This is a genomic window from Heyndrickxia acidicola, assembly GCF_001636425.1.
In the GTDB taxonomy this organism is placed as follows: domain Bacteria; phylum Bacillota; class Bacilli; order Bacillales; family Bacillaceae_C; genus Bacillus_AE; species Bacillus_AE acidicola.
In genome coordinates, this window is sequence record NZ_KV440953.1 from 712,320 (window position 1) to 725,724 (window position 13,405).

Consider the following 13,405-nt stretch of genomic DNA (forward strand, 5'->3'; position numbering starts at 1 on the left):
AATTGCATGAAAGTCCATCTTTATTCGAAACATGAATAGTAAGAAAGGGTGATTGAAATGCATACAATATGGAAAGGCAGTATAAGCTTTGGTTTAGTCAACATACCAATAAAGCTCCATGCAGCAACTGAAGACAAGGATATAAAGCTGCGTTCGCTTCACAAGGAATGTCATACCCCAATTAAATATGAAAAGATATGTCCAATTTGCGAAAAGGAACTGGCTATGGATGAGATTGTAAAGGGGTATGAGATAGCTAAAGGGAAATTCGTCATACTTGAGGATTCCGAACTTGAAGAGCTTAAAAAAGCATCAGAGGAAAAAGCAGTAGAAATCATAGATTTCATTAAAATGGAAGAAATAGATCCGATTTACTTTAATCGGAGCTACTATATGTCTCCTAATGAGGGCGGCTTAAAAGCATACGGTTTACTTAGAAAAGCCTTATTGGAGTCAAACAAGGTCGGCCTTGCTAAAATCGTTATGCGTTCAAAGGAACAGCTGGCAGTCCTTCGTGTTTTTGAGAACACACTTGTTATGGAAACCATCCATTATCCTGACGAAGTTCGAAAGGCAGCGGATGTTCCGAATGTCCCGCTTGAAAATGAAGTGACTCAGAAAGAAATTGATACGGCCATCATGTTGATAGACCAACTCACCACGGATTTTAAACCCGAAAAGTATACAGATGACTACCGTACTCAATTAATGAATCTTATCGAATCAAAGCGCACAGGAAAAGAACTAGTTACTCCTAAAGCGAAAGACCGCACAGTGAATGTTACGGATCTTATGGCCGCGCTTCAGGCTTCGATTGACCGCACCAAACCGGTACAAGACAAAAAACCCCCAGCTAAAAGAAAAAGATCTACTGCAGCTAAAAAGGCACAGTAAAGGCAAACCTTATAATTTGAATGTAAGAAAGACATTTCTTTTGGAATTGTCTTTTTCTTTTTCTGTGTTAGCATAAAGAGAGGGGAGGGATGGAAAAATTGGAAAAACGTTCTTTATGGTACTCAATACTGCTTTTAATCATCATTATTATTTGTACGTGGGGATTTTTTGATATTGCCGATAATTTTAATTCAAGCCAAATTCATCATTTTGATAATGTAATCATTGGCTATGTACAGGGATACATATCGGCTCCAATTACAACAGTGATGCTGTGGATTACGTTTTTGGGCTCTACAAAATGGGTTGCTATTATTACATTGCTGATGGTTATCCTTTTATTTATTATGCGCCACAAGCTTCTCAGTATTTATTTAGCGCTTACGGTTGCTATAGGTGCCGGATTATTTAATCAGGTCTTGAAATATATTTTTAAGCGTGCCAGACCAGATATACATCGTGTCATTCAAGAGCAGGGCTACAGCTTTCCAAGCGGGCATTCCATGGGTTCGATGATATTATACGGTAGCCTGGCTTTTATCCTGTTTAAGCTGTACAAACATCTCTGGGCAAAAATCTTAGGAGCAGTAATAGCTCTCCTACTTATAATTTGTATTGGAATAAGCAGAATTTATTTAGGGGTTCATTACCCAAGTGATGTTGTTGGGGGTTATTCTGCAGGTGCCGTTTGGGTTATCATATCAATTGTCGCTTTCATCTTTTTTGAAAAAAGGCAGAACCATAGATGAAAATTTTTTTTAGGATAGGCCGGTTAGTCTTGCGTTAATTTTTCATATCTTTAAGTCATTCGATTAATATCCTCGAGAGAGGAATTAGAGAATGATTGATGATCAAAGGAAGAGTCAGTTTATACTTGGCTCATCTTTTTTCTTGTTGGGATTGTTAATGGACACTATTGCTTTTTAGTTCATTTTACAGTAAAGAAAGGAACCCTCCAGCTATGTTGAAAGGCGTGTGAAACGACCGTTTCACACGAATGAGCTAAAAAACGAGCAGTTAACAACATTAAATTTAACACAGCCCTGTTTTTTACTGTTCCTGTATTTATTTAACTATTTTCATTCTTGTCATAATTGTGTAGACAATATTAGTCAAAAACCTTGATTTTTTTCCTTAATTTAATTAAAATACAGATAAAGCAATATAAAGCGTTTGCAATAACTTGATAAATGAAAAAATGAGTTATGCAATCTACTATATTTATTTCTTCCTGAGTGACAGGAAAAGGAGGAATCGTTCACATATTATAAAGAGTCTCTACTCCTATGTGGATGCTCTCTATAATATGTGAATTTTTATTTACTCAGTAGATATTAGTTCCATATTAAAAAATTTTTGGAGGTTGTCTATTCATGACTCAAGGTACAGTTAAATGGTTTAACAGCGAAAAAGGCTTTGGCTTTATTGAAGTCGAAGGTGGAAATGATGTGTTTGTACACTATAGCTCCATTACTGGAGAAGGGTACAAAACACTTGAAGAAGGCCAACGCGTGGAATTTAATATTGTTGAAGGCCAACGCGGACCTCAAGCGGACAATGTAGTAAAACTTTAATTATTTGATGTAAAGCTGCCCTTTAAAAAGGCAGCTTTTTTGTGCATAATTTAAACAAGTTTTAATGGATCTATGGTAATATTAAATAGGTTCTCTAACTGGTAAACATTTCTGGACTGTCCGATTTATATTTTTTTCTTAATCGTATTTAATCGTATTATAATTAGGATATGTGGAAACATAAAATTATATTTCTTCTGTTTTATGGATATAATGGTTTAAAGCTAAAACCTGTTCGGGGAGATAAGGATAGTCGCTTGGAGTTATCTTGAGGAGATACATAGCAGGCAGGAATATACATATTATGCAAGGACGGGTTGACAACCTGAGTCTTTCGTGTGAAACTTGATTTTTCACCGTAAAGTATTAAAATGGTTCAGTATGTATCAGATCTTCGAATTTATTTATAACTAGAAGCGAACAACTTGAAACCTTAGCGTCTTTTATGACGAATAGGAGGCAGTACTATGAAAGACATTTTTTTTAAGATTCAAAGTTTGCTAAATAAGAAGCTGTCGTTCTTCTTTTTAGCAGTTATACTGTTTTGGCTAAAGACCTATGCCGTCTATTTGGCAGAATTTAATCTTGGCATTACGGATATTGTACAGACTTTTCTCTTATTCGTAAATCCAATCAGCTCGGCATTATTCTTTCTGGGGATTGCGCTTCTATTTAAAGGGAGAAAGCGTACGGTTGCTATTATAGTCATTAATTTATTTTTATCCATTATTCTTTACGCAAATGTATGTTATTATCGTTTTTTTAACGATTTTATTACATTGCCGGTTCTTGCACAATCCAAGAACTATGGAGATGTTGGCGGCAGTGCAGTAGCATTAATGAAACCATACGACATATTATACTTTTTAGATACCATTATCCTTTTGGTTTTATTGATATTTAAAAAAGTTGAAAATTATACTGGGAAACTGAATCGTCGTATGATTACTGGAGTTTTTGCTGCAGCTATTTCTATTTTTATCGTTAATTTAGGCATTGCCGAAATTAATCGTCCAGAGCTTTTATCAAGAACGTTTGACCGTAACTACATTGTAAAGTATCTAGGGCTGTACAACTATACAATTTATGATGCTGCTCAGACGACAATGACGTCCGCTCAAAGGGCTTTTGCGGACAGCAGCGATATTGTAGATGTGCAAAATTATTTGAAAGCAAATAAGACCGATCCAAATCCCAAATTGTTCGGAAAAGCAAAAGGAATGAATGTGATTTTTGTATCAATGGAATCCTTTCAAAACTTTGTGATAAACCAAAAAATAGGGGGACAAGAGGTAACTCCTTTTTTAAATAAATTGACTCATGACCCAAATACATTTTATTTTGATAACTTTTTCCATCAGACCGGACAGGGTAAAACATCTGATGCTGAATTCATGATGGAAAATGGCTTGTTTCCATTATCAAACGGTGCTGTTTTCACTTTGAAAGCGATGAATACGTACCAGGCGACTCCTGCCATACTCAATACAAAGGGATATTCCTCTGCTGTATTTCATGGGAATTATAAAACATTCTGGAATCGGGATGAAATGTACAAATCGCTTGGATACGACCGTTTCTTTGATGCAAGCTACTTTGATATGAGCACAAAAAATACGATTAATTATGGCATGGAAGATAAGCCATTCTTCAAAGAGGCTATGCCTTATTTAAAAAACTTCCCTCAGCCATTCTATACAAAATTCATTACACTTTCGAATCATTTTCCGTTTGAATTAAGGGATAAATCATCTTTCCCTTCTGCCAATACAGGTGATTCAATTGTTGATAATTATTTCAAAACTGCCAACTATATGGATCAGTCTTTGGAACAATTCTTTACGTATTTAAAGCAATCAGGCTTGTATGACCATACCGTCATTGTCATGTATGGTGACCATTATGGTTTATCTGACAGCCATGATGCTGCTTTGGCAAAGGTATTGGGCAAGAAAACCATTAGTCCTTTTGATAGTGCACAGCTCCAGCGTGTACCATTATTCATTCATGTTCCTGGAGTAAAGGGAAAAATTGAACATACCTATGGCGGAGAAGTGGACGTACGTTCTACAATCTTACATTTACTTGGAATAGATACGAAGAATTACATCGACTTTGGCTCCGATTTATTATCAAAAGATCATGACCAGGTTGTACCTTTTAGGAATGGTGACTATGTTTCACCGAATTATACACAGGTAAAAGGAATTTGCTATAGTAATTCGACCGGAGCCAGTGTGGATCCGAATCAATGTTTGAAAAATGACAACATTATCAAAACAAAGCTTAATATGTCTGATAAAGTTGTAAACGATGACTTGCTTCGTTTTTATACGCCGCCGGGATTCACTCCGATAAACCGGGAAGATTATGATTACACTTCTGATCAAAGGATAAATCCTGTGCCAGGACAAATAAATTCTAAAAAAACAATAGTTCCTAATAAAAACAATTCGCCACATTCGACTACAAAAAAATAAGTTAAAGCAGCTGCACTGGCAGCTGCTTTTTTGAATTTAGTACATGAATAAAAATATATAAATCGAATCCCTTTTCCCAAGATTTTAGAGGGTAATGGGAGGTTCGAGAGTTTAAGGATAAACCATAAAGCAAAACATAGGACAAGAAAGGGGGGATCCATCGTGGGTAAAAACAAACGAAAGATAAGGCAGGAAAGTTTAAACAGTTTATGGAATCCAACTCAGGAAGGGCACTTCATGGATGATTTGGAGGAAGTTGAAAGGCTTGGTCATCAAGGTGAAAAGTCAAACCATTCATTATCTAGCAATACACAGCAAAAGACTGAACGATAAAAGTTCAGTCTTTTAGGTTAAAAGCTGGTGGTAGATAACGACTTGGACTAGTAACGAGTAAGCATGGAAATAAATTTATTGTGCTGCATTTATTTATTCTTATAAACGTATAATTAACTGAATTAGGCAAAAATGAAGATAATACAAATTTATTATTGACTGAATTGACAGAAGGATATAAAATATCAACAAGTTGAATAAAATATATACCTTATCTAGAGAGGTGGAGGGATAGGCCCTGCGAAACCTCGGCAACAGATTCTTGTTGAAAACTGTGCCAATTCCTACAGGTTTTCCTGAGAGATAAGCGGATGAAAATCACTGTTAAAATGTGGATGACGTCTTCTTACTGTTGGGTGAGAAGACGTTTTTATTTATCAAAATCCTAGTAAACAAATATGAAAGAGAGGTTAAAATGCATTGAGAAATGAACAAGCGTTAACTTATGACAGGTTTCTTGAAGACCCCTTCCAAGAGTTGGAACCGACAGATGCTACAAAAGGAGCCTTAAGGGTTTTAAACTGGGCTTATAAGGAATTTGGTGAATCCATTATTTATTCATGCAGTTTTGGTGCTGAAGGGATGGTTCTGATTGATCTTATTTCAAAGGTAAAGAAAGATGCCAAAATTGTATTCCTGGATACAGATGTACATTTTTCAGAAACCTATGCCCTAATTGAAAAGGTGAAAGGAAAGTACCCAGAGCTCAATATCCAGTTAAAAAAACCTCATTTGACTCTCGATCAGCAAGCCCAGCAGTATGGTTCTGCTTTATGGCTTAGGGATCCTGATCAATGCTGTAACATTCGTAAGATTAAACCGTTGGAAGAAACCCTGCAGGGCGCTGCCGCTTGGATTTCGGGACTAAGAAGAGATCAATCCGTTAGCAGAGGCAAAACGAATTTTGTAAATAAGGATGAACGTTTTCACTCTATCAAGGTATGTCCTTTGATTCATTGGTCATGGGGTGATGTATGGAAATATATCCGAGAAAACAACTTGCCTTACAATGAATTGCATGATAACGGCTATCCAAGTATCGGCTGTTTTCCATGCACTCGTGCAGTGAGTTCCGGTGAAAATACCCGTGAAGGAAGATGGGCTGGGATTGGCAAAACGGAATGCGGCTTACATACAGCACCTATTGAGGGACAATAAAATGCTTGTGGTGATATTGTCTTTCGTGATGGCTTACTTCTTTGCTTATAACATTGGAGCAAGCGGCTCTGCAGCCTCTATGAGTGTATCCTATGGTTCTGGGGTGATTAAGCGGAAGATGATTGCTCTGCTTGTATGTTCTCTTGCACTGTTTGCGGGAGCGATTTTTGGCAGCGGTGCGGTTGTAAAAACGCTGAGCAAGTCTATCATTCCGGAGAAAGTTATTACACCGGAAGTTGTTTTAATCATCTTAATTTCTTCAGCTGGAACCCTATTTATCGCAAACCTGTTAAGTATCCCTCTGTCAACCAGTGAAGTAACAGTAGGGGCAATTGTGGGTGCGGGACTGGCGTTTCAATCTCTTCACGCAGAAAAGCTATTGACGATTGTTTTTTTCTGGATTGCAGTACCTGTTTCAGCAATGCTTGTCACATACTTACTTGTAAAAGGCGGGAGGTTTATAAATATCCCAAAGGAAGTCAATCCAAAGTGGAGAAGAGCTGGTTCTATTCTTTTAATACTGGCTGGGAGCCTTGAAGCATATGCAGCAGGAATGAATAATGTCGGAAATGCGATTGGTCCTTTAGTTGGGGCAGGCCTTGTACCGATTAAAACAGGGATTTTTACAGGAGCCATCTTTATGGTCTTAGGAGTATTATCTCTTGGAGGTCGTGTGATTGAAACCAGCGCCAAAAAAATTGTCAAGATATCAGTCCCTAATGGAATTGCCATTTCAGGTGTTTCAGGCATTATGGTCACATTTGCTTCACTCTATGGTTTGCCTATTCCGATTACACAGGTCACCACATCAGCTATAGCAGGAGTAAGTGCTGCTAAAAATGGAAAGGAGATTTGGAAGCAGCCCATTGTGTTTTTAATTGTAAGAATCTGGGTCGTATCTCCAGTATTATCGATGGTTACTGCATATTTTCTGATACAGCTTTGTTTACGGCATAATTTTTATACAACAGTTGTTGTCCTATCCGTTATCCTGGCTACTCTATTCACAGCAAGCCTTGCAAAAACCGGTTCAAAGCAATTGAAAAGCGATATGAAAAAAAGGGAGGCATTATAAATGACATTTATCAAACCACATGGCGGAAAATTAGTTAACCAGATTGCAGAGGAAAGCTACAGTCCATTCGCACAGCATGACATTGAGCTTGATTCAATGGCTTTAAGTGACTTGGAGCTAATTTCAAATGGAGCCTACAGCCCATTAAAGGGATTTATGAACAAGGATGACTACGAGGCTGTAGTTGAGTCGATGCACTTAGCATCAGGGCTTGCTTGGAGTATTCCTGTCACCCTTCCTGTTGCAGAAGGAAAAGCCAGGGCTTTAAAGCCGGGTGATACCGCTGTTTTGAAAAAGGATGGAATTATCTATGGCTATATCGAAATAAATGAGGTGTATAAACCGGATAAAGAAAAAGAGGCAGCCAACGTTTATTTAACTTCAGATATAGCCCATCCAGGCGTAAGAAAACTATTCAGCAGGCATGAATATTATGCAGGCGGCGAAGTGAAGCTTGTAAGGCGTCCTGAGAGGGACCATAGCAATGAATTTTTTCTTGATCCCAAAGAAACAAGGGCCAAATTTGCAGAAAAGGGATGGAAAACGGTTGTAGGATTTCAAACAAGGAATCCCGTACATCGTGCTCACGAATATATCCAAAAATCAGCACTTGAGATTGTTGATGGACTATTTTTAAATCCTCTTGTTGGCGAAACCAAAAGTGATGACATTTCGGGTGATGTCCGAATGGAAAGCTACCAGGTTCTGCTTAAAAACTATTATCCCGAAGACAGAGTATTCTTATCGGTATTTAATGCAGCTATGCGCTATGCCGGCCCTCGGGAAGCCATTTTCCATGCTCTTGTACGCAAAAATTTTGGATGCACTCATTTTATAGTAGGCCGGGACCATGCGGGTGTTGGAAGCTATTATGGCACGTATGATGCCCAAAAAATCTTTAGCCGTTTTAAAGAAAGTGAATTGGAAATTAAGCCACTGTTCTTTGAACACAGCTTTTATTGTGAAGCATGCGGAGGGATGGCATCTCACAAAACATGTCCTCACAGCAGTGAACACCATGTTATTCTTTCGGGTACAAAGGTGCGTGAGTTGTTAAGAAGCGGAAAAAGGCCTCCGGCTACCTTTAGCAGACCAGAGGTGGTCGATGTATTAATCTCAGGGCTTAAGAAACATGAAGAGGAATTATTAAAAAAATAATAGGATGCAATTTGGAGTATTGGAGGAATAAAACTTGACAGCAAATATTGTTTGGCATGATATGACAATTACAAAACAGAACTATCGCCTTCAAGCAGGGCATTCAAGTGGAGTTATCTGGTTTACGGGCCTTTCAGGTGCCGGGAAATCCACGATTGCAAACATATTAAATAAAAAACTATATCATCAACAAGTTCGAAATTATCTTTTAGATGGCGATAATCTTCGACATGGATTAAATAAAGGTCTTGGCTTTAGCGAAGACGACAGAAAAGAGAATATCCGCAGAACTGGTGAAGTTGCAAAGCTTTTTGTCGACAGCGGAACGATTGTGCTTGTTGCACTTATATCACCATTCAAGGCAGACAGAGATCTTGTTCGGGAGTCGCTTGAAACAAACGAATTTTTAGAGATATATGTTGAATGTCCAATCTCTGAATGTGAAGCAAGAGATCCTAAGGGATTATACGAAAAAGCACGCAAAGGTGAAATACAGTCTTTTACTGGGATTGATTCACCATATGAAGAACCGGTTTCACCGGAGTTAGTTTTACATTCCGGGCAGTATACTGCTGAGCAATGTGCAGATCAGATTATTGAGTTATTATTAGAAAGGAAGTGGATATAAAACTTAATCATGATAATTTAGTGTTTACCAGGGCGTTATGTATAAAGCTTGATATAGAAAATAAATGGGTTCAAAGAAAAGACATAGTATAATAGAACAGTAAAAAGGCTAGGAGATGGCAGCTGTGGTAAATCAGAACTCCAAAATGAGGTGGGATAATGAGTAAAGTATACCTTGTGGGTGCAGGGCCCGGTGATCCTGAACTAATCACAGTAAAAGGGTTAAAAGCAATTAAACATTCAGATGTGATACTATATGACCGTCTAGTGAATCCTGAAATTTTAGAATACGCAAAAAAAGATGCGGAAATGATTTATTGTGGTAAAAGCCCTCAGCACCATGCCTATACTCAGGAAAAGATCAATCAATTAATCTGCAAGTATGCAATTCAGGGGAAAGTAGTGACAAGATTAAAAGGCGGAGATCCTTTCATTTTTGGAAGGGGCGGCGAAGAAGCAAAAGAGCTGGGTGCCAGGATGATTCCATTTGAGATTATCCCAGGTATTACGTCAGGTGCAGCAGCTCCTGCCTATGCGGGAATTCCGCTGACATACAGGGAATACAGCTCGAATGTTGCCTTTATTGCGGGGATGACACAAAGTGAGGATGATATTGATCAGTACTGGTCACGCTTTAAAGGAATAGACACCTTATGCATTTATATGGGCGTAAAGAACCTACCTGTTATTTGCAGCCAATTGATGAAGCATGGAAAAAGTCCTGAAACGCCTGTTGCTTTAATTCATTGGGGAACAACTGTAAATCAAATGACTGTCACAGGCACATTGGAAACGATTTGCAATGTGGCTGAAGGAATAAAAAACCCAGCGATGATCATAGTAGGTGAAGTAGTCCGGTTAAGAAGTCAATTAAAATGGTTTGAAGATGTTCAAAAAAATGAAGTAGCTCATGTTGTGCATGTTTAAAGGGAGGGTTCACACATGGAAAGACAGGGAGTTTTATATATCAGCCATGGAAGCCGTGTCCCGGAAGCGACAAAGGAAGCGATGGAATGCATCCAGCTAGCAATGAAGAAAATAGATATTCCGTTACAGGAGATTGTGTACATAGAAATCTCAAAGCCATCTATTGAAGAAGGAATTGAATTGCTGGTAAGCCAGGGGGCTTTGAGAATAGCGGTTGTGCCTGTCCTTCTTTTAAGTGCAGGGCATTATTACAAAGACATACCATATGAATTGGAAAAGGCGAAGGAGCGCTTTCCTAATATATATTTTTGCTTAGGCAAACCAATCGGTGTACAGGATCAATTGATTGATATATTGGCAGAAAGAATACATGAAAAGCAAACAACGGTTTCTCCAGATATAAGGATTTTGTTGGTTGGACGAGGCAGCAGGAATGACGAAACACGAAGAGATATTGAAAGTATTGCTGATAAACTGAAAAGAAAGCTCCAGGTGCAGTCTATTGATACAGGGTATTTGGCGGCACTTGAGCCGCGTTTTGAACAAGCATTGCATAAACTTTTAAGTGAAACTAATTCGCCTGTCATTGTCGTACCTTATCTTTGGTTTACTGGTATTTTAATGCAGTCAATGCAGAAAAAAATTGATTCGTTGAATAGTGATGGGAAAGAGGTCATTCTATGCCGCCAAATTGGTAATCATCCTGCCATTGTGGCTGCACTGATCAATCGTGTCATGGAAACGGCAGAATTCAACGTAAATGAATATTTTTACCAAGGAGTATAAGAAAGGGAAGACAATTTATGGGGTCAATTCCAATCATGATGGATTTTCAAAATAAAGAAATAGTTATAGTCGGAGGAGGAGAGATTGCGAAAAGGAGACTGAAGCTTTTTACAAACACAGGTGCACAGATTACGATTGTAAGCCCTAAACTGCTTCCGGAGCTTCAAGAAATGCAACAGCGCAAACTCTTCAACTGGAAAAAGAAAAAGTACCAGGCCGAGGATGCAGTGAATGCACAATTCATCATTATTGCCACGAATAATCCCTTTGTTAATCAATACGTTAGGGAATCGGCACCAAAATCAGCTTTTGTAAATCATACAGAAAGTGCAGAGCGGGGAAACTTTCATTTTCCCGCTTCTTTTCAACGAGGAAGACTTACTGTAAGTGTATCGACAGGAGGAGCAAGCCCTTATCTTGCCGCAAAAATAAAGAATCAAGTTGAAAAAACGTTTGATGAGCAATATGGTGTGTATGTTGATTTTTTATATGAGTGCAGGCAATTATTGAAGAAAACGACTATTTCTTCTGCTGAAAAGACAATTTTATTAAAAGAAATTCTTAAGGACGATTATAAAAGCATTGAAAAACAGAAGGAAATACTTGCGAAGATACTAACTTTACAAAAGGAGCCATGAGATGAAAGGTCTTTTAAATAAAAAAATTGCTATTGCTGCAGACCGCCAATCAGAAGCGATTTCCGTGCTGGTATCGAAACAGGGCGGCTCTCCACTCATATATCCCATACAAGGAAAATGGCAATTAAACAAGGTTATTTGCAAAGAAAATGTGCTTGCCTTAATCAAGGGGGCTTTCGATTGGGTGGTGCTTACTACAGGAATAGGGGCCAAAAGTCTGGAAGAGGCATCAATAGAATTGGATATGAGAAATGAATTTTTTGCAGCATTGAGTAAAACTAAAATTGCGGTAAGAGGGAGCAAGACGTTAAACTGGCTTAAAGAGTCTGGGTTAATACCCGAACTAATATCCGATGACGGAACGATGGAATCTTTAATCTATCTGCTTGCCAAACAATCTTATCCACAAGGGAAGACTCTTTTCATGCAGCTTTTTGACCAGGATGATCTTCTTCTGGAAAGCTCACTGGCAAATGCAGGGTTTAATGTTTATCTATCAAAGCCTTATTGGTATGAAGAGCCAAAGCAAGGCATACTAAATGAATTGATTGAAAAAATAAAATCGGAAAAAGTGGACGCAGTAGTGTTTACCAGCAAAACGCAGGTTAAAAATTTGTTTCAGAAGCAAGAGCACGCACTTTCGCTGACTTCAGCGTTTAATGGGAGGGTAGTAGCCGCAGCCATCGGGAAAATCACAGCATACGAGGTAGAGAAAAACGGTGTTAAAACCTGCCTGCAGCCACAAAATGCAAAGATGGGAGAAATGATTGTAAGGCTTAGTGAGCATTATAATACATTATGTACTGAATAAACCATGACTTAGTTGAAAAATCGTCCGAAATAGACTTTTGGATGGTTTTTTTGTTTTATTTTATCATTAGAGCATGTTTTTTTTCTTTTCCAATTGCTTAGCCGTTTCACTTTTTTCAACAAGTGTAACATCTTTAAAGGTTCCCAGTGTTTTGTCCATCACGGATGTAGTTACGCCATACCAATAATTTTCGTTTTTGTAATGGTGCCAGAGATGAATTTTTTTCATTTTTTTACCTAATTTCGTTTTTGGCTGTATTGGACGGTGGGCTCTAAAATGTTTCCATTCATAAAAAAGATGATAACCTAACACACCTGTGAAAAAGGCAGCGGAAAGTTTTAAACTTCCAAATATCAAAAAATAAATCAAAGTGACAACCAGAAAATTGGGAATGCTGTACCAAAGAGGCAGAAACAAAAGATGAAGATCATTCGGGTATGTATGGTGGTCATAGTGAAGCCGTTTCATCAGTTTTAACAGAAAAGGATTCTTTGGAGGCTTCTGATGGAAAACGAAGCGGTGAGTCATATATTCGCTTATGATAAAAACAATCATCCCAATGAATACTGAAAGAATGGTCCAGTAGCCGGAAAAAGATATGAAAGTATAGCCTAATGCACAAAAAAATATGACCAATGTAATTTGAATATCAGGAAAACGATAAAATTCATTCATCGAGGTTTTCTTCATCCATATACCTCCACATTCGTTTATACCATATATACATTGCTATGAGGAAAATATGACGAGTAAAAGTACTCTTCTGGACATAGTATGACTTTCGATTACCCTCATTTCTAAACAGCCTTTAATAAATAATGTCTCTGTTAAGCTTAAAGTTGATTGACTCTACTATAGAGAGGATTGTCTCTGTAGGAAAAGAGTGCAGGGCAAATTCCAGGAAGCTCCCGGAGGCCCGCGGAAAGCGAGCTTCTTGAGAGTAA

14 protein-coding genes and 1 riboswitch are annotated in these 13,405 nt (G+C 38.0%); of the genes, 13 read left to right on the top strand and 1 reads right to left on the bottom strand.

From position 1 onward, the window contains the following. The first annotated feature begins 57 nt into the window (after positions 1 to 57). The 13 genes from ku to A5N88_RS03425 all read left to right on the top strand — a co-directional run bounded on the left by ku (position 58) and on the right by A5N88_RS03425 (position 12,461). Positions 58 to 894 carry a non-homologous end joining protein Ku gene (ku, locus tag A5N88_RS03370; RefSeq protein WP_066263055.1) on the top strand — a complete coding sequence of 279 codons (837 nt, stop codon included), beginning with the start codon at positions 58 to 60 and terminating at the stop codon, positions 892 to 894. 89 nt (positions 895 to 983) lie between these two features. Continuing rightward, entirely contained in the window at positions 984 to 1,643 is a 660-nt protein-coding gene (locus A5N88_RS03375) for a phosphatase PAP2 family protein (RefSeq protein ID WP_232317514.1), read from the top strand. A gap of 624 nt (positions 1,644 to 2,267) precedes the next feature. Continuing rightward, positions 2,268 to 2,468 (top strand): cold-shock protein, encoded by a 201-nt coding sequence (locus A5N88_RS03380; RefSeq protein ID WP_066263057.1) that lies wholly within the window; start codon positions 2,268 to 2,270, stop codon positions 2,466 to 2,468. Between the two features lie 467 nt (positions 2,469 to 2,935). After that, a complete protein-coding gene (gene ltaS, locus A5N88_RS03385) occupies positions 2,936 to 4,948 on the top strand; it encodes a lipoteichoic acid synthase (RefSeq protein ID WP_066263060.1) in 2,013 nt (670 codons plus the stop codon). A 162-nt stretch (positions 4,949 to 5,110) separates the two neighbouring features. Further along, complete coding sequence (locus A5N88_RS24675; RefSeq protein ID WP_157090588.1) at positions 5,111 to 5,281, top strand: hypothetical protein; 171 nt, start codon at positions 5,111 to 5,113, stop codon at positions 5,279 to 5,281. A 208-nt stretch (positions 5,282 to 5,489) separates the two neighbouring features. After that, positions 5,490 to 5,591: riboswitch (SAM riboswitch) on the top strand. Positions 5,592 to 5,701: 110 nt separating this feature from the next. After that, positions 5,702 to 6,439 carry a phosphoadenylyl-sulfate reductase gene (locus A5N88_RS03390; protein ID WP_066263061.1) on the top strand — a complete coding sequence of 246 codons (738 nt, stop codon included), beginning with the start codon at positions 5,702 to 5,704 and terminating at the stop codon, positions 6,437 to 6,439. Beyond that, positions 6,390 to 7,514: a sulfate permease gene (cysP, locus tag A5N88_RS03395; RefSeq protein ID WP_232317515.1), complete on the top strand. Its 1,125-nt coding sequence runs from the start codon at positions 6,390 to 6,392 to the stop codon at positions 7,512 to 7,514. The genes A5N88_RS03390 and cysP overlap by 50 nt, the downstream gene beginning before the upstream one ends. After that, entirely contained in the window at positions 7,515 to 8,672 is a 1,158-nt protein-coding gene (sat, locus tag A5N88_RS03400; RefSeq protein WP_066263063.1) for a sulfate adenylyltransferase, read from the top strand. It abuts the gene before it with no gap. Between the two features lie 34 nt (positions 8,673 to 8,706). After that, a complete protein-coding gene (gene cysC, locus A5N88_RS03405; protein WP_083952997.1) occupies positions 8,707 to 9,300 on the top strand; it encodes an adenylyl-sulfate kinase in 594 nt (197 codons plus the stop codon). Positions 9,301 to 9,458: 158 nt separating this feature from the next. After that, positions 9,459 to 10,226, top strand: a complete 768-nt coding sequence (gene cobA / locus A5N88_RS03410) for a uroporphyrinogen-III C-methyltransferase (RefSeq protein ID WP_066263066.1) — start codon at positions 9,459 to 9,461, stop codon at positions 10,224 to 10,226. A 15-nt stretch (positions 10,227 to 10,241) separates the two neighbouring features. Further along, entirely contained in the window at positions 10,242 to 11,012 is a 771-nt protein-coding gene (locus tag A5N88_RS03415; protein WP_066263068.1) for a sirohydrochlorin chelatase, read from the top strand. 17 nt (positions 11,013 to 11,029) lie between these two features. After that, on the top strand, positions 11,030 to 11,650 hold the full coding sequence (locus A5N88_RS03420; RefSeq protein ID WP_066263070.1) for an NAD(P)-binding protein: 621 nt from the start codon (positions 11,030 to 11,032) through the stop codon (positions 11,648 to 11,650). A gap of 1 nt (position 11,651) precedes the next feature. Beyond that, positions 11,652 to 12,461 (top strand): uroporphyrinogen-III synthase, encoded by an 810-nt coding sequence (locus A5N88_RS03425; protein ID WP_066263073.1) that lies wholly within the window; start codon positions 11,652 to 11,654, stop codon positions 12,459 to 12,461. Positions 12,462 to 12,527: 66 nt separating this feature from the next. Here the strand turns inward: A5N88_RS03425 and A5N88_RS03430 are convergent, their stop codons facing one another. Then, complete coding sequence (locus A5N88_RS03430) at positions 12,528 to 13,151, bottom strand: sterol desaturase family protein (protein WP_066263075.1); 624 nt, start codon at positions 13,149 to 13,151, stop codon at positions 12,528 to 12,530. Positions 13,152 to 13,405 lie beyond the last annotated feature (254 nt).